Below are 17,627 nucleotides of genomic sequence, written 5' to 3' on the forward strand. Positions count from 1 at the left end.
GTTTATCCTTATCAAAACGAGGTGAAAAAAGAATGCTAGAAAAACGTAAACCAATTCCAGTAGCAGAAGCAGTTGCACGCATAATGGAGTATGCTCATCAAGGTGAAATAGAAAAGGTTTCTCTTATAGACAGCTACGGTAGAATGCTTGGAGAAGATGTTATTGCAGATCATGATGTCCCGCATTTCGATCGCTCTCCGTACGACGGATTTGCGATTCGAGCGGAAGATACAAAAGAAGCAAATAGCAGTAACCCGATTCAGTTCGAAGTGATTGGTGAGATCGGGGCAGGTTCTGTTTTTAGAGAAGAGGTGAAAGTATTTCAAGCTGTACGTATTATGACAGGAGCTGCAATTCCAGCAGGATGTAATGCGGTTGTTATGTTAGAGCTAACGGAAGGATTTGAAGAAAAAGAAAAGACTTATATGAAATTAAAACGCTCTTTTGCTGCTGGTGATAACATTTCTTTTAAAGGAGAAGATGTAAAACAAAATGCCATACTTGTGAAAAAAGGGACTTCTATTAACCCTGGAGTAGCGGCGCTTCTTGCTACGTTTGGTTATAGTTCCGTACATGTTGTAAAACAGCCGGTTATTGGAATTGTAGCGACAGGAAGTGAACTTTTAGAAGTACATGAACAGCTTAAATCGGGGAGGATTCGAAATAGTAATTCCTATATGATTGCTGCTCAAATTGAGCGAGCAGGTGGAATTGTACGCTATTATGGACAATTTGCTGATGATTTAGAGACGTGTTATGAGACCGTAAAAAGAGCAATAAAAGAAGTCGATATTTTAATTACAACTGGTGGCGTTTCAGTAGGAGACTACGATTATTTACCTGCTATTTATGAGAGATTACAAGCTAATGTACTTTTCAATAAAATAGCGATGCGACCAGGAAGCGTGACAACTGTAGCTGAGCTAGAAGGAAAACTATTATTTGGTCTATCTGGTAATCCCTCTGCTTGTTATGTCGGATGTGAATTATATGTTAGACCAGTTATTCGAACATATTTGCAAAGAAAAGATCCGCATGTATATCGTGCAGAAGCGATTTTACAGAAAGATTTTCCGAAAGCAAACCCATTTACTCGTTTTGTAAGAGGGAGAGTAGAAATTGTAGATGGCCAATTGCAAGCTACACCAGTTGGTTTAGATAAATCTAGTGCAATTTCTTCACTTGCAGAGGCGAACGCATTTATCGTCCTGCCGGGCGGAACAAGAGGATTTGAAGCAGGAATAATTGTTTCGGTATTATTATTGGAATCGAACATAGGAAGTGAGTGGCCGTGGAAAGAACCACTTCGATCATACAAGTAATAGAAAAATAGATTGCTAATTTATACAAAGGTAAGAGGTGCAAAATGACACATACGTATTATGAAGTAATTGATACACCTATTTCAATTGAAGAAGTTACAAACAAAGTAATTCGGTGTGAGTGTGGTGCGGTTACTACTTTCATTGGTACCGTCAGAGAATTTACGAAAGGACGTCGTACGCTATATTTAGAGTATGTAGCATATAAAACAATGGCGGAAAAACAGCTTGAGAAAATTGGTAATGAAGTAGAAGAGAAGTGGCCTGGGACATATGTAGCAATTACACATCGCATTGGTACATTGCAAATTTCTGATTTTGCTGTTGTTGTCGCCGTTTCAACACCACACCGGAAAGCAGCCTATGAGGCGAACGTATATATTATGGAGCGTATAAAACAAATTATTCCGATTTGGAAGAAAGAGTTTTGGGAAGATGGTGAGTCATGGATAGGTGATCAGTTAGAGAAAATAGCATATGCAAATGGTGAGCCTGAAAGGGAGATGAGAACATGATTGAAGTACTATTATTTGCACATTTGCAAGAAGAAGCAAGTAAGCCGGCCTTGTACATAGATTGTGAAAATATTACGGTTGTTGAACTAAAGGAAGTTCTCATTAAGAAATACAGCGTAGCGATTTCAAACGAGATAATGGTCGCCGTAAATGAAGAGTATGCAAATGAGGATGACATTATTCAAACTGGCGATGTAGTAGCAATGATTCCGCCAGTAAGTGGTGGTTGATTCTTTTCAGCCTAATCATGTTAGGACGTGATTAGGCTGGAGAGAATGAATATAACTATGCATACATAGGAGGGAACAAGGTGAAAAGTCCTAATTTTCAATTAAGTTTACAAACTTCTAATCTAGTTATCGGTTTTATGGTATGGGTTATCTTATCATCATTAATGCCATATATTAAAGCGGATATTCCATTAACTGCGGGACAAATTTCTATGGTCACAGCAGTACCCGTTATTTTAGGTTCTATTCTTCGCATTCCAATTGGTTATTGGACAAATCGTTACGGAGCAAGAAAATTGTTCTTTATTAGTTTTATACTTTTATTATTCCCTGTCTTTTACATTAGTGTTGCCAATTCTATGATGGATTTAATTATTGGTGGATTATTTGTAGGGATTGGTGGTGCTGTATTCTCTGTAGGAGTAACTTCTCTACCGAAATACTTCCCGAAAGAGAGTCACGGTTTTGTAAATGGTATTTACGGTGTGGGTAACGCTGGAACAGCAATTACTTCATTTTTAGCACCTGTAATTGCGACATCAGTTGGCTGGAGAACAACAGTACAGTGTTATTTAGTTTTACTTGCAGCATTTGCACTTATGAACTTTTTATTAGGCGATCGTAAGGAAAAAAAGGTGAATACACCATTAATGGAACAAATAAAAGGTGTATATAAAAATGAAAAACTTTGGTTTCTATGTATCTTTTATTTTTTAACTTTCGGATCATTTGTTGCATTTACAGTATATTTACCAAACTTTTTAGTATCTCACTTCGGATTAGAGAAAGTAGATGCAGGCATGCGGACAGCTGGATTCATCGTATTAGCAACAATGATGCGCCCGATTGGTGGTTGGCTCGGTGATAAATTTAATCCATTTAAAATATTAATCTTCGTATTTATCGGCTTAACACTATCTGGTATTGTTTTATCATTCATGCCTAGTATGAACGTGTATACGTTTGGTTGCTTACTAGTCGCATTCTGTGCAGGTATTGGAAATGGCACAATCTTTAAGCTTGTTCCAATGTACTTCTCTGAGCAAGCAGGGATTGTAAATGGGGTTGTGTCAGCTTTAGGTGGATTAGGAGGGTTCTTCCCACCATTAATTTTAACGTTACTATTCCAACTAACAGGTCATTATGCAATTGGATTTATGGCGTTATCAGAAGTCGCTCTTGCTTGTTTAATCATTACAGTATGGATGTATAGCCAAGAGAAGCTGTTAGTGATGTTAAAGAATCATTAATAAAGAAAAAGAACCCTCCTAAAGTAATCTAGGAGGGTTCTTTTAGTAATAGGCTTCGATATGTTTTTTATTGCTAACTTAACAAACACTTGTATTCTAAAATAATGTGGTTTAAAAATGAAAAACAGAAGTTTTATGGAATTTTATGTTAAAATATAGATATCAAATGTTATTCAATTAAAGGGTTAGTTAAAGAAAGTTTAAATCTCTTCCGAAGATAGAACTAATTTTTAGCATACAAATACTTAATTGGATCGGGGTGTTTAGATGAAAAAATTATATAAGTCCACTCAAGATAAACAAGTATCAGGTGTATTAGGTGGCTTAAGCGATAAGTATGGAATTGATGTAAGTATCCTTCGCATAGTCACTGCATTATCAGCCTTTTTTACTAGTGGATTTACGGTGTTACTTTATATAATAGCTGCAATTGTTTTACCTACAGATAAAGATATTAAGAGATAAATGTATGAACTTAAATCTAATTCCACAATCGAGAACTCTGTTTTTTGTCTATTGAAAGTTTCCAAAGTAAAAGCAACAGTACGATTGTTATAAGACTGAAATGAACAAACGAAAAATCCTCATAAAACATTCGGAATATATCGAGAACGAAAATAATAACTTTTGAATTAAACGATGACTATTGATCGCTAACGAATCGATAAATAGTCGCTCCTTTCTAAAGGATATCTATTAATCTGTATAAAAATATATTGGTGGATTTAAATATTCTGAAATTCCAAAAACATATGACGGTATTTATAACAAGAAAAAACTTCATATTTTTTAGGGCCAGATTTTTTCGTAAGGCTAATGGATATTGTGAAAAAGTACACTTAAAATAAAGAATAAAGTTTAGGTCGATAAGATAAAATTATGAATTTGTATAAATAATCCATAATTTTCTTTATGAGTCATATTTGATATGTTAAAGAAAAGAGAGGGGAGGGAAATGAAATGAGAATTTTTGATGCACATTTTCATATTATTGATTTTAATTTTCCGATTATTGAGAACCAAGGGTATTTTCCACCCAACTTTGTTGTAGAAGATTATCAGAATGAAACTCCTAATTTGAATGTAATTGGTGGAGCGATCGTATCTGGTTCTTTCCAAGGGTTTGATCAAGAATATTTATTAAAGGCACTAAAACAGTTGGGTTCAACATTTTGTGGCGTAACACAATTACCTTTTACAGTGACGGATGAAGAAATACTAAATTTAAATGAAAATGGGGTAAAAGCATTACGCTTTAATATTAAAAGAGGTGGTTCAGAAGGTTTATCGAAGCTGGATTACTTTGCTAGAAGAGTTCATGATTTAGTAGGATGGCATAGTGAGCTTTATATGGATGCAAAAGAGTTGCCCGAAATTGCATCCACTATAGAAAAATTACCAGCTATATCAATTGACCATTTAGGGTTATCAGAAGAAGGTTTACCATATTTATTAAAACTAGTTGATAAAGGGGTACATGTGAAAGCTACTGGTTTTGGTCGTGTCGAATTAGATGTTGAGAATGCCTTAAAGTCGATTTATGAAGTTAACCCAGATGCACTTATGTTTGGAACAGATTTACCATCTACAAGAGCAAAAAGACCTTTTGAGTATGGAGATATCAAATTGATTCAACAGCTATTTGATGAACAAGCTACCGATAAAATCCTGTATACGAATGCTTTCAAATGGTATTTTGGGTAGCGTCAGGGGCTACATTTGAATTAACTGTATCCATATTTAGTAAAGAGTTTAATCCAACTATAATGTATTTAGAATGGGGTATTAAATGTTTGTTTTTATTATATTAGACGTGATATTACCAATATTAATATTGATTCTAATTGGTGCAATCTTACAAAGAAAGTTCCAATTTAACTTAAAGCAGCTATCTACACTTATTACTTATTGCTTGATGCCAGCGGCTGTATTTGTGAATATATATGATATTAGTATAGAAACAGGTTTGTTGCTCCAGATAATATACTATTTAATACTTTACAGTCTGAGTGTGATGATAGTAAGTCATTTCATTTCAAAAACATTAAAGTTAGAAAAAGGAGAAAGTGCAGCTCTAAAAAATAGCATTTCGTTAATGAATTCCGGTAATTATGGATTACCAGTAAGTCAATTGATTTTCAGTCACAATCCAGTGGGGGTTTCCATTCAGATTTTCATTGTGATTTTCCAGAATCTTTTAACTTATTCATACGGGATATATAACTTACTATCAGCAACAAAAACAATCGGAAGTATTATTCAATCATTTCTAAGACTGCCTGTATTTCATGCACTCATATTAGGGGTTCTCTTTCAATCTTTTACAATTCAAATACCTAATTCTATCTTTCTACCTCTTAATCAGCTTGCGAATAGTTTTGTTGCAATAGCACTCATATTGCTAGGAGCGCAATTATCCAACATTAAGCTTAATTTTTTCCATCGAGTCATAACATGGGCTTTAATTGGAAGATTATTGATGGGACCATTATTAGCACTTGCCATGATATACCTACTAAACATTGATGGTATTGTTGCACAATCATTATTTATTGCAAGTTCTTTTCCTACTTCAAGAAATACAGCAACTATTGCTATGGAGTATCAAATAGAGCCTGAACTACATGCACAAATCGTTTTATTTTCAACACTTTTCAGCATTATTACAGTAACTGTCGTTATTTATTTGTCATATATTTTGTTTTGAATATACGTGCAAAAACGGATAGATTTGAGGCGGTAAATGATGGACGGAAATCCCATCGATATGAGAAGAAAACAGTCTTTGATATATTGGGTGTCGTTTACAATTGTACCATGTCTGATAATCAAGCGGCTTAATTCAAAAAAGGAACTAAAACAAAAAGAACAAACGCTTCTAAAAAAACGTTTGTCCAAAGGTAATTACTATTTTAGCTAAGAAATAGATTATTATTTGTGAGTACGAGAAAGCTTTTTTATAAGTTTAGGAAATATAGATGTTAGTTCCTGCTTCAAACGCTTTGTAAACGATGGATCCTTACCTGAAGTTGAAATCGTTACAATATATTCATCATTTCGGATGACACCAGGTGTGTGAAAGGATGATTCTGTGCCATCACTTACAACGTTAACCCATTGGAAATCATGGGAGGCCTGTTTGACCATCATATTGACATCATGTTGATTTGTAGCTGCATAAATAAGGTGAGCATCTTTAATATCATCATTACTAAAAGTTTTTTGCTTCCAAGTAATATAAGGAAGTTCCTTCATTTCCTCGCAAATCTCTGGGCTGATAACGGTGACAAAAGCGCCTGTATCTTTTAATCCAGACGCTTTCCGATATGCAATTTTACCACCACCAACTATAACAACAACTTTTTTATCTAAATTAAACATAAGAGGATACATATTATACATACACACATTCCTCCATTCGTTCTAATAATGCCAACTTCATATATGTATCAAATTGAAGACAATTACAAGTCGTAACGTGATCATATTTTTTTGTATGCAACTTAATTTTTTGAAGCAACAATCCGGTAAAGAGAAGGTACGGCATGACATATACATGGGACGCAGTCGATGTTATCGTCTTGAGCTCAGCAGTAAAAGAGGGCGCTCCTTTCGTTAAAAAGGAGCACGATACGGGCATACCGAGTTTTCGTTCGACCGCTGCTCCGATTTGTTGTAACTCATGTATCGGCTGTGGATCACTACTGCCTCGTCCTACGAGTAAAACGCTACTATCTTGCTTTGGCATAGTTTCACGTATTCTTTTCACTACAAGTTCAACCATATGTGGATGCGTACTAAAAGGTGGTACAACTGAAAATGTTATATGTGGATATTTCTTTTGTAGTTGCTCTATTTCAAAAGGAATATCACGTTTATAGTGAGCTGCTGCAAATAATAAAACAGGTACAATCAATATTTCAGTTGCGCCCTCTAGTATTGCTTCTGTAACTGCATCCGAAATGGTAGGTGTCGTTAGTTCTAGAAAAGCTATTTTTTGACTCCTTTCGTTACGTTCTTTCATAACAGATTGAATAAAGTGAATGAATTGTTCATTACCTTCTCGCAGGCGACTACCGTGTCCAACATATACAATTCCTTTCATCGTACCACCAAATCTTTCTTCATAATCATGTCTTGTAATTGCTCATCTACATTATGAAAACCAACTTTATTCGCATAGTGTAACGTTGGAATGTCGGTATACGAGAAGGGAAGAGTAAGAATATCGATAAAGCCAAGTCGTTTTATTTCTGCTAGAAACGTATCAATTGAAGCACGCCCTTCAAATACAATGCTATCCCATGAGAATTCAGAAAGCATACGAGAATGAATTTCATCGAAGCGATGATCAATTGTATACTCATGAGTCATCATATAAGACCCAGCACCAATTTTTTCTTGAATAAAACCAATTCGATTAATATTTCTGCCTAAATAAACAGTTGTATCGGAAGAGAACTCTGCTTGTTTACTTAGTAGCCCATATTGCATAAGTTTTTCTTGAGTGGCAACGTTCATATACTGCAGTTTCGCCTGTAAGGAACGAATATCTTTCTGGTGTTTACTACATGATCGCATCAAGATTTCTACACTTTCATCTGAACAAAATACAAGGCGATCAACGTTAAAAATTTCATTGATTTGTTCAGATGTTAACGTGTATTCTTCCCTTTTGAAAGTTGGAATTTGATATGTTTCTGCACCGCATTCTTGTAACTTTTGCTTTATGAAACTGGTTTTATTTGTTGCGGATGCAAATAAAACTTTTTTACCATGCAATGGTTTACGTTCTTTCCAAGCGATTTGATCCCGTAAGGAAACGACATCACCAACAATTGTCATAGAAGGGTTAGAAATATTTTCGTTTTTGACGACAGGAACAATGGTTGAAAGTGTTCCTGTGACAACGCGTTGCTTTCCAGTTGTACCCCACTCAATGACTGCTACGGGTGTATTTTCTTGTTTTCCTGCTTGTAGTAAATTTTCACAAATTGTAGGTAAGTTTTTTATACCCATGTAGTAGGCAATTGTATCGCTATTGTGGGATGAATTATATTTTCCATGATCGGTTAAAGGACCTTTTGCATGCCCAGTTAGTAAAGTAACGCTATTACTATAGTCACGGTGGGTGAGGGGGATACCTGCATAGCTACTAGCGGCGATGCTAGATGTAATACCTGGTACAATTTCATATGGAATGTCCGCTGCTGCTAAAGTTTCTGCTTCTTCACCAACACGGCCAAAAATAGATGGATCTCCGCCCTTTAAGCGGACAACGATTTTTCCTTCTTGTGCAAATTGAAGGAGGTGGGCGTTAATCATTTCTTGACGCATAGTATGATTCTTTGGCATTTTACCGCAATAAATAAGTTCACAAGTTGGCTTTGTATAGCTAAGAAAGTTAGGGTTCAATAAGCGGTCATATAAGACAATATCTGCACGCTTTAAGCAATCTATCGCTTTCTTTGTAATAAGCCCTTCATCACCTGGTCCTGCACCAACTAAATATACATATCCGTTCATAATCGCACCTCATCATTTTTTATTTAAAAGGAAGCCAGAGGAGGCTTCCTTTCGTAAATTACATGTTTATCCCGCTATTTGCAGGGCAGTAAGACCCCTACCTCAAAATTCAGCGAAAGCAAAGTAGTTAGGTAGGGATCAACTGCCCGTAAAAGCCCGATTGGTGAGGGCTAATAATCAGCGGGGGATGAACCAATCCCCGCTGATTAAAGTTTCACTTTATATAAATGTCACCATCAATAACTTCTACTTCGTACGTTTGGATACAGCCGTCATCAGGTTTTTGAACTTCACCTGTTAGTAATGAGATTTTCCAATCATGCAGTGGACAAAAGACGAATTCCCCAGATACAATTCCTTCCGCTAACGGTCCATTTTTATGAGGGCACCGATTTTCTACAGCTCGAATATCACCATTTGAAAGGCGGAATAGGGCGATAGACATGTCTTTCATTTGTACCTCTTTACCAATTTGAATAGGAAGGTCTTCCGCACGCATAACTTTTATTTTTTCTTTCGTTTGTATCATATAGATCACAGCTCCTTATTTCACAGTTTCTACTTCATACATCGCTTTTAAAGACTTCGTTTCTAGTGCTTCTCCCCAAGCTTCCGTATATGTGCTACGAGCTGTTTGGAAACGATCATTTAACATCGTGACCATACTTGTATCTTGTAGTATTTCTTTTATATGATCGAAGCCTAATCGTTCTGTCCAATAGGCAGTACGCTCCCCGTAAATACCAGTTTCACGATAATATTGCATGTAAGCTGTAGCGATGCGAAGGACATCGTCTTCAGTAGGGACGATCATTACAAAATCAGCCTCGCGTACTTCCGTACCACCATTTCCACCGATATACAGTTGGAATCCATTTTCAACACACACAACGCCGAAATCTTTCGTAAGTACTTCCGCACAGTTACGTGGACAACCTGTTACACCCATTTTCATTTTATGAGGTGTATCTACCATTTCTAATGACTGTTCAAGGAGCATACCAAGTCCTAAAGAATCTTTCGTACCGAAACGACAGAAGCGAGAACCAACACATGATTTTACATTACGAAGCGATTTTGAGTACGCATATCCAGAAGTCATATTTAAGTCAGCCCATACGTTAGGTAAATCTTGTTTCTTAACACCATATAAGCCGATTCGGCTCGCACCTGTAATTTTCACAAGAGGAACGTCATATTTTTTTGCGACTTCAGCAATTTTCATTAAATCATCTGCGGTTGTAACGCCTCCGTACATACGTGGAATAACAGAGAATGTACCATCATGCTGGATGTTACCATTCATTCTTTCATTAACGTAACGGGATGATTTATCATCTACATATTCTTCCGGAATCGCCATACGTAAATAGTAATTTAAAGCAGGACGACATTTCGAACAGCCGTCTTCATGTGCAAAACCGAGTACATTTCGTACTTCTTTTGGCGATTTTAAACCTTTCTCGTGAATGGCGGCTACGACTTCGTCACGTGATAAAGTTGTACATCCGCACATACCAGCAGACTGCGCAGAAGCATCAAAAGCATCTCCGAGTGTATGAGCTAGAACTTGTTCCACAAGCGGACGACATTTACCACAAGACCCTGCGGCTTTCGTGCATCCTTTAACTTCTTCAAAAGTAGTTAACTCTTGTTCTAAAATGGCATGAACGATTGTACCTTTCGTAACGCCATTACATCCACAAATTGTGTCATCCGCACTCATTGTAGCAACGTCAAGTTCACTTTCTTCACCAGCTTTGTGAAGAAGGGAAGCGGCTGTATATTCTTGTATATCTTCTTCTTTCTTTAACATGCTAAAGAGGCGTGTACCATCAGTTGCATCACCATATAAAACGATACCGACGACTTTATTGTCACGAATTAATACTTTTTTATAGGAACGTTTACATTCATCAAAGATTGAAATTGCTTTCGTTTGATCATCTTCATAAATTTGACCAGCAGAGAATAAATCACAACCTGCAACTTTTAACTGTGTACCGACGATGCTGCCCGTATATCCATTAGTTTGTAAATTCGTTATATGTTTTGCTAATATTGCGCCTTGTTCATAAAGAGGAGCAACAAGTCCATATGCGATACCGTCATGTTCTGCACATTCTCCAACTGCATAAATGGATTCATCATTCGTTAGCATATAGTCATTGACTACAATGCCGCGATTTACAAGTAAACTAGCATCTTTTGCTATTTGAGTATTTGGGCGTATTCCGACAGCCATTACGATTAAATTACAATCTACAACTTCACCATCTTCAAATTGAATGCCCTCAACATGGTCTGTACCAAGAATCTTTACAGTTTTCTTTTCCATTAGAAACTTCATGCCTTGCGCTTCTAAATCTTCACGCAATAGGGAAGCTGCTTTCGTATCTAGTTGTTGCTCCATTAAGCTAGGCATTAAATGAACAACATGTACGTCCATTCCTAAGTCAATAAGACCTCTTGCGGCTTCTAAACCGAGTAATCCACCACCAATGACAACGGCCTTTTTCTTTTCTTTAGCGGTATCCATCATAAATTGTGTATCTTCAATTGTTCGAAATCCTGTTACACCAGGAAGGGTGGAACCTTCAACTGGTAAAATAAAAGCACTAGAACCTGTTGCGATAATGAGTTTGTCGTATGTAATAGTACGATTTTTTTCTGTAATAATAATTTTTTCTTTTCGGTTAATACTTTGAACTCTTTCATTTGTATACAAAGTTATTTCATTTTCTTCATACCAACTGTATTGATTCATAATGATATCTTGCATATTTGTTTTTCCTTGTAATACATGAGAGAGCATAATACGGTTGTAGTTCGGATGTGGTTCATCTCCGAAAATAGTAATCTCATATAAATTACTATCATGTTTTAATATTTCTTCCATACAACGTATGCCAGCCATACCATTTCCGATCATAACTAAACGTTTTTTCATTTTCGTTTCCCCTTTTTATGTGAAATGTTGAACAAAGGATTATATTTCTATTATAGAAAATTAAAAAAGAGGGAGATGTGATATTTATCACATTTTTATCCCTTTCGGCAAGAAGACTCCATCTAATTTGTGTTACGGGTGAAACCCAACAATTCAGGTGGAGATGAATTGCTATCATTCAATAGACCAAACACTTTTGTTTGGTTCATAATAATTTTTTGAGGGCGAATATTTATTTCTTTTTGTCTTGCGATATAATCCGCCCTTAGATAAGGAGGGAATATATCGTAAGATAACGAAATTGGATAATAATCATCATTCGGTTACTTGAGCCAAATGTAATTACGATGAAGAACATGTTCACATTTTGTTACGTTTCGTTCCAAATATTGATTTGTCAAAAGTAATTAACAGTTACAAAATTATTTCTTTCCTAAGATAAAATACTATCTTAGGAAAGAAATAATTTTAATGGACTCTCTAAGAAAGACCAACTATGAAATGTCAAGCGTGAAATACAATATAAATGAAGAGTGTTTACCCTAAAAAAGGGTAACTTAAATAAACCTTGAGAAGTCTCAAAAAATAAAAAAGTTATCTCTGGCAGGGGAATGGAGGAATTTTATAGGGTTTATTACTCTTTAGAATGGCATAGACAATATAACACAACTTCCTAGCTACAGCTCCTATACAAACATAATAGTGTTTTCCTTGATTTCGTTTCTTTTCATAAAAAGCTTTTAATACAGGATCATGTTTATAAGCAGTAATAGCCGCTTGAAATAATGCTCTACGTAGATGGGAGGAGCCACGTTTGGACATAGACATACCAGTTGATTCGTATTGACCTGATTGAGAAATAGTGGCATCAATACCGGCATAAGCCACAAGTTTAGAAGGTTTGTCAAAGCGGTCTATATCCCCAATCTCGCTTAATATGGTGGCACCTAATATAGGACCAATACCCGGAATAGTAGTGATTGGTGTATCTAAGTCACTTAATAGTTGAGACATTTGATTCTCACATTCTCTCAACTGAGTTTCAATAAAGCGGATTTGCTCCATCAACATTTTTAATTGGAATGAGAAAGCATCTTTACAAAAGGTGACACCAAATGAGTTTGAGGCTAATTCCATCAGTTGATTGGCTGTTTTTTTTCCAAGTCGGCAACGACTTGCTTGCTCAATTATTAGTGTCAAATCATCAATAGACAGTCTTTCATAATCGCTAGGAGATGTATATTCAATTAGGAGCTGTGAAGACGTTTTGCCAAAGACATTAGAGAAAATACTTTGATATTCTGGAAAGGTTTGATCTAACACGACAAGCGCCTTGCGTTTTAAATCACTTATATTACGTACAAGAGAATTACGAAACCGGCTTAGTTGTTTTAAAGCGAACATTTTCTCGTCTACGAGTGGAGTTTCAAGGAAGCGGCCAAATCGTATGACATCGGCAATCATAGTGGCGTCAATGGCATCTGTTTTTCTCTTTCTAATTTCTGTTCCCTTTCGCCATGCATTGGTTTGGAGTGGGTTCAGTACAATCACAGAAAAACCATGATCTAGTAGAAAAGAATAGACAGCTATCCAATAGTGACCGGTAGCCTCCATCCCGATTGACAGTTCTGTCGGAGAACTAATGTATCGGTAAAGCCAAGTTAATAAAGCTTGTCCACCTTCTTTATGATTGTGGAAAGGAAATGGCTTGGTAATAGGTTTCCCAGTGGAATCAATGATGGAAGCATAGTGCTTGTGTTTGGCAATATCAATACCTAAGTAGAACATAGTATACACCCCTATTTTGATGATTTTTAGATAGTGTTATCCTCCCCTGAACTAATAAGCGCTACTACCTCGTAAGAGATACGAAGAATGACCAATGGTCATCAACATCCAACTCATTCGTAAACTACTTATTAGACAGAGGTACCAATCTTTCAATCGAATACAAGGATTCAAGGTGGTGATCGGCAACACTCTATCTACAAATATAAGTATCTCATAAAGCTGGATACTCTTGGGTTTATAGGTGAATCCCATTCCTAAAAAACCTAACTTAATCATACGAGGTGGTGAAAACAATGGCTAGAAAGAAAGCAGTGAAAGTATTACGTAAACAAAAGAAAAGAGAAACCATGCAACGATTCACGCAGAAACAGAATATCGGACGAGCTTGTCTCACAGCTAAAGAATTTCGCTTACTGCAACGCATGTCACATAGTTCTAAAGCATTGCGAAATGTTGGATTGTACACGATTAAACAAAGTTATTTGAATAATAACAAGATGGCTACTGTAAAAGAAGTGGACACTGCCATGCAAACCGATATGAACTACTGGGGTATTCAATCAAACTCTGTTCAAGCGATTCGTAGAGCCTTATTTACAGAAGTGAAGAGCTTTTTTAAAGCAATGGAACAGTGGAAGAAAAAACCTGAAACCTTCACAGGTCGTCCTAAGTTTCCGAATTATTCCCGTTCCACTGACAAACGAATCATTGAAATCTATCAAGTTCCAAAAGTTGATAATAACGGGTATTGGATGATTCCGATGAATGTTGCATTCAGAAAAAAATTCGGTTCCATTAAAATACGTATGCCTAAAAACGTAAGAAATAAAAAAATCTCCTACATTGAGATTGTACCGAAGCAAAAAGGTCGGTTCTTTGAGGTGCATTACACATATGAAATGCACGTTTCTCAAATGAAGAAACAACCCACGACTATTAGTAAAGCTTTGAGTTGCGATTTAGGTGTAGACAGATTAGTAAGTTGCGTAACAAATACAGGTGATGCATTTTTAATTGATGGAAAAAAATTAAAATCCATTAACCAGTACTTCAACAAAATGATACGTAATCTACAACTGAAAAACATGGAAAATGGACTTTCTAAACGAGTTGTAACGAACAAAATGGCTGCACTTTGGCATAAACGGGAAAGACAAATAAATGGTTACATTTCACAAACTGTAGGCTTGTTGTTCGAAAAAGTGAAAGCATTCAACATAGATACTGTTGTCGTAGGGTATAACGCTGGTTGGAAACAAAAATCTGATATGGGAAAAAAGAATAATCAAAAATTTGTTCAAATCCCATTTCATAAACTGATTGCAGCAATTGAGAATAAATGTATAAAAGAAGGCATCCGATTTTTAAAACAAGAAGAAAGCTATACTTCAAAAGCTAGTTTTCTTGATAAAGATAGGGTTCCAGTTTGGGATAAGGATGATAGGACGCATTATCGCTTTAGTGGCAAACGAATCACTCGTGGTCTGTACCAAAGTAAAGCAGGAACATGTATCCATGCTGATATTAATGGTGCATTGAATACATTGGAAAAATCAAAAATTGTACAATTGGATGACAATCTCAAAGTGAAAACGCCGATTCTATTAAAAGTGCAAAAACGTAGGGCTTTTGCTTCGCGCATAGCTTAGTGGGTGTGTCAACCATCCATGTGTACTCGACTTGTCGGGGCTTGTAGCACACGCCGGATTCATCTGAGTGGTGGCTTCTTCCTCAAGGAAGAACTGCTCTTTTTCGAAAGGGTGGTGCAAGTGGGGAAACGATTGTTCGTTTCTAGTACCAACCAAAAACTTACTTGGGGTGTTACCTTAAGGTGGCATGAATTCTAGAGCGTCAAACTGTCTAGCGATAGACGAAAAGACCTAGCGTTCTAACTCAAGCCTCCACTGAAACGTTTTATCTCAGTGGGGGTAGTTGACAATGATTCACAAATTGTTAAAATTAGGATTTGTGTGAGGGGGATGTGGATATTTTTCAAAAAATGAAAAAGCAGGACATAAGTATTTACACTCATGTCCTGCACTTGATTTATACTCTCGTAATAGCACGCGGAAATAAAATATTATTTTCTAAATGAATATGCTCAAATAAATCAGATTCAATGGCTTCAAGGCGCTGGTAAACAAGGCGATAAGTACCGCAAGCTCCTTCTGGTGGAGTAAAGTCATTTGTAACCTTACGAAGTTCTTTAATAATATTGCCAGCGTGGTTATGTTCATTTTCGAGCTCATCTACTACTTTACGTAACTTTGCATAGTTTTCATCAGTTGGATTTTGTTCGAATTCTAAAATTAACGGGAAATCTTCCGTTTCTTCTTTAATTAAATGTTGTTCTAATTCAATCTTAAGTTCATGAAATAGTTTATGAATTTGAGCTAAATGAGGCTGACTTGCCCCATGAACGCGTAATACTTTCGTCACATATGGACTTAACTGTGGCAACTCTTCATTTAAATAGCGATGATGCTTATTAATCACATAATCAATCAATTCACGATATGAAGCATTTTTCCAATCAATTTCAGATTCATTTAATAGTTTCGTATTATTATAAAGTGTATTTAACTCTGTAATTACCTCTGTTGCCGATAAATTTCTTTCATTAATTGCGTCAATAAGTGGTCTATTACCACCACAACAAAAGTCTATTCTATATGATTTAAAAAGGTCACTAGCTTTCGGAAATTGTGTAACAATCTCACCGATAATTGAAGTTTCAGTAAATGTATGTTTCATATGAATGCCTCCATAAAGTTTAAATGTAATATCTAAATTAAGAATAGCGTTAAATTAAAATCAATGTGGTGATTTAAATCACTTATTATGTGTCATTTTTGAGAATAATAAAATGAGTTTTATAAAAGGGAGAGGGAGGGTAATTCGTCGCAATAGTTTCTGATAATAAAAAAAGAAGCTTACTAGAAGCTTCTTTTTTACTACTATTTTTCACATGCAACTCCATCGCCATCACGATCAAGTTTAGAGCTATAACCTGGTTGATCTCTATATAATGGAGCTTTTCCAGCGTTTTTAACTTCAGTACAATTTTTGTAAGTTACATTACTATTGTTACCTGCAGCTGGTTGTGTTTGAGCTTGCTGTGCTTTTTGTTGTTCCTGTTGTACGCGAGCTTGCTCAGTAGCTTGACGTTGTTGTTCTTCTTGTTGTTTGCGAGCTTGTTCATCAGCTAGACGTTGTTGCTCTTCTTGTTGTTTACGAGCTTGTTCATCAGCCTGGCGTTTTTGCTCTTCTTGTTGTTTACGAGCCTGTTCATCAGCCTGGCGTTTTTGCTCTTCTTGTTGTTTACGAGCCTGTTCATCAGCCTGGCGTTGCTGCTCTTCTTGTTGTTTACGAGCCTGTTCATCAGCTAGACGTTTTTGCTCTTCTTGTTGTGTACGAGCTTGTTCATCAGCTAGACGCTTTTCATCTTCTTGCTTAAGAGCTTGCTCTTCGGCTTGGCGTTTTTCATCTTCTTGTTGTTTACGAGTTTTTTCGTCCGCTTCTTTCTTTTCTACTTCCTTTTTCTTTTTGTCATCTTTTTTCTCTTCACTATTAGAAGCGACTTGTTTATTCGTTGCTGTCGTTTTTTCAGAAGAAGGACTTGAAATACCTGATAGCACAACAAAAATGACAAATAAAACAGCTGTAATTATAAATTGCTTTTTTACAACACCGGTTTTCTTAATTACAGATAAGATTGCTAGAACAAGGAAAAATATAAATAGAATGAAACTTAAAGTAGAAAAAAATTCTACGACTGGGTGTTCAGATTTTGTTGAGCCAGTCATTATTAATATAATTGAAATCATAAAAAGAATAACAGTAAGACGCCCATATTGTTTTGCTTTTCCATTTTTCTTAAAGAATGAAATGATACATAAGATTAAAAGAATAAAAGCTATAAAAAATAAAGCTACACCAATATTACTCAAAACTGCCATTTTCACACCTCCATTTGTAAGATTTTCTCTATTGATTATATAGGGATTTATTGGATATTACACGTTTTATATTAATTTAGAAAA

At 35.9% G+C, this 17,627-nt stretch carries 16 protein-coding genes and 1 pseudogene; 9 read left to right on the forward strand and 8 right to left on the reverse strand.

Annotation, left to right across the window (positions count from 1 at the left end):
* Nucleotides 1–32: 32 nt before the first annotated feature.
* The 7 genes from NSS97_RS10745 (at nt 33) to NSS97_RS10775 (ending at nt 6,024) form a co-directional block, all read left to right on the forward strand.
* Nucleotides 33–1,322: a molybdopterin molybdotransferase MoeA gene (locus NSS97_RS10745; RefSeq protein ID WP_107887963.1), complete on the forward strand. Its 1,290-nt coding sequence runs from the start codon at nt 33–35 to the stop codon at nt 1,320–1,322.
* Between the two features lie 44 nt (nt 1,323–1,366).
* Nucleotides 1,367–1,837, forward strand: coding sequence for a molybdenum cofactor biosynthesis protein MoaE (locus NSS97_RS10750; protein WP_002031600.1), 471 nt, complete (start codon nt 1,367–1,369; stop codon nt 1,835–1,837).
* Entirely contained in the window at nt 1,834–2,067 is a 234-nt protein-coding gene (gene moaD / locus NSS97_RS10755; RefSeq protein WP_107887964.1) for a molybdopterin converting factor subunit 1, read from the forward strand. Before NSS97_RS10750 ends, moaD begins: the two co-directional genes overlap by 4 nt.
* Before the next feature lie 80 nt (nt 2,068–2,147).
* Nucleotides 2,148–3,317 carry a nitrate transporter NarK gene (gene narK / locus NSS97_RS10760; protein WP_002031603.1) on the forward strand — a complete coding sequence of 390 codons (1,170 nt, stop codon included), beginning with the start codon at nt 2,148–2,150 and terminating at the stop codon, nt 3,315–3,317.
* 267 nt (nt 3,318–3,584) lie between these two features.
* Nucleotides 3,585–3,782: a PspC domain-containing protein gene (locus NSS97_RS10765; protein WP_000737853.1), complete on the forward strand. Its 198-nt coding sequence runs from the start codon at nt 3,585–3,587 to the stop codon at nt 3,780–3,782.
* Between the two features lie 495 nt (nt 3,783–4,277).
* Complete coding sequence (locus NSS97_RS10770; RefSeq protein WP_341112437.1) at nt 4,278–5,021, forward strand: amidohydrolase family protein; 744 nt, start codon at nt 4,278–4,280, stop codon at nt 5,019–5,021.
* Nucleotides 5,022–5,106: 85 nt separating this feature from the next.
* On the forward strand, nt 5,107–6,024 hold the full coding sequence (locus NSS97_RS10775; RefSeq protein WP_002031605.1) for an AEC family transporter: 918 nt from the start codon (nt 5,107–5,109) through the stop codon (nt 6,022–6,024).
* 224 nt (nt 6,025–6,248) lie between these two features.
* Here NSS97_RS10775 and NSS97_RS10780 read toward each other — a convergent pair whose 3' ends face one another.
* The 5 genes from NSS97_RS10780 to nirB form a co-directional block, all read right to left on the reverse strand.
* Nucleotides 6,249–6,719, reverse strand: coding sequence for a precorrin-2 dehydrogenase (locus tag NSS97_RS10780; RefSeq protein WP_002189424.1), 471 nt, complete (start codon nt 6,717–6,719; stop codon nt 6,249–6,251).
* The gene (locus NSS97_RS10785) at nt 6,712–7,422 is read right to left on the reverse strand and encodes a sirohydrochlorin chelatase (RefSeq protein ID WP_002189425.1); all 711 of its coding nucleotides are present in this window, start codon (nt 7,420–7,422) and stop codon (nt 6,712–6,714) included. The genes NSS97_RS10780 and NSS97_RS10785 overlap by 8 nt, the downstream gene beginning before the upstream one ends.
* On the reverse strand, nt 7,419–8,843 hold the full coding sequence (locus tag NSS97_RS10790) for a uroporphyrin-III C-methyltransferase (RefSeq protein ID WP_002031608.1): 1,425 nt from the start codon (nt 8,841–8,843) through the stop codon (nt 7,419–7,421). Before NSS97_RS10790 ends, NSS97_RS10785 begins: the two co-directional genes overlap by 4 nt.
* A gap of 214 nt (nt 8,844–9,057) precedes the next feature.
* The gene (gene nirD / locus NSS97_RS10795) at nt 9,058–9,372 is read right to left on the reverse strand and encodes a nitrite reductase small subunit NirD (protein WP_002031610.1); all 315 of its coding nucleotides are present in this window, start codon (nt 9,370–9,372) and stop codon (nt 9,058–9,060) included.
* Nucleotides 9,373–9,387: 15 nt separating this feature from the next.
* Nucleotides 9,388–11,793 (reverse strand): NADPH-nitrite reductase large subunit, encoded by a 2,406-nt coding sequence (nirB, locus tag NSS97_RS10800; protein WP_107888427.1) that lies wholly within the window; start codon nt 11,791–11,793, stop codon nt 9,388–9,390.
* A 340-nt stretch (nt 11,794–12,133) separates the two neighbouring features.
* Here nirB and NSS97_RS10805 point away from each other — a divergent pair.
* Nucleotides 12,134–12,223 (forward strand): annotated as a pseudogene (locus NSS97_RS10805) (transposase); the annotation flags it as partial.
* Nucleotides 12,224–12,387: 164 nt separating this feature from the next.
* Here the strand turns inward: NSS97_RS10805 and NSS97_RS10810 are convergent.
* Nucleotides 12,388–13,581 (reverse strand): IS110 family transposase, encoded by a 1,194-nt coding sequence (locus tag NSS97_RS10810; RefSeq protein ID WP_002127111.1) that lies wholly within the window; start codon nt 13,579–13,581, stop codon nt 12,388–12,390.
* 296 nt (nt 13,582–13,877) lie between these two features.
* On the opposite strand from NSS97_RS10810, the gene NSS97_RS10815 reads away from it, so the two are divergent.
* Nucleotides 13,878–15,233 carry a transposase gene (locus tag NSS97_RS10815; RefSeq protein ID WP_326996507.1) on the forward strand — a complete coding sequence of 452 codons (1,356 nt, stop codon included), beginning with the start codon at nt 13,878–13,880 and terminating at the stop codon, nt 15,231–15,233.
* A gap of 397 nt (nt 15,234–15,630) precedes the next feature.
* Here NSS97_RS10815 and ric read toward each other — a convergent pair whose 3' ends face one another.
* On the reverse strand, nt 15,631–16,338 hold the full coding sequence (gene ric, locus NSS97_RS10820; protein WP_107887432.1) for an iron-sulfur cluster repair di-iron protein: 708 nt from the start codon (nt 16,336–16,338) through the stop codon (nt 15,631–15,633).
* Nucleotides 16,339–16,541: 203 nt separating this feature from the next.
* Nucleotides 16,542–17,543 (reverse strand): excalibur calcium-binding domain-containing protein, encoded by a 1,002-nt coding sequence (locus NSS97_RS10825; protein WP_341112441.1) that lies wholly within the window; start codon nt 17,541–17,543, stop codon nt 16,542–16,544.
* Nucleotides 17,544–17,627: the final 84 nt, after the last annotated feature.

Source organism: Bacillus sp. FSL R12-0074, from assembly GCF_038005725.1.
Taxonomy (GTDB): domain Bacteria; phylum Bacillota; class Bacilli; order Bacillales; family Bacillaceae_G; genus Bacillus_A; species Bacillus_A mycoides.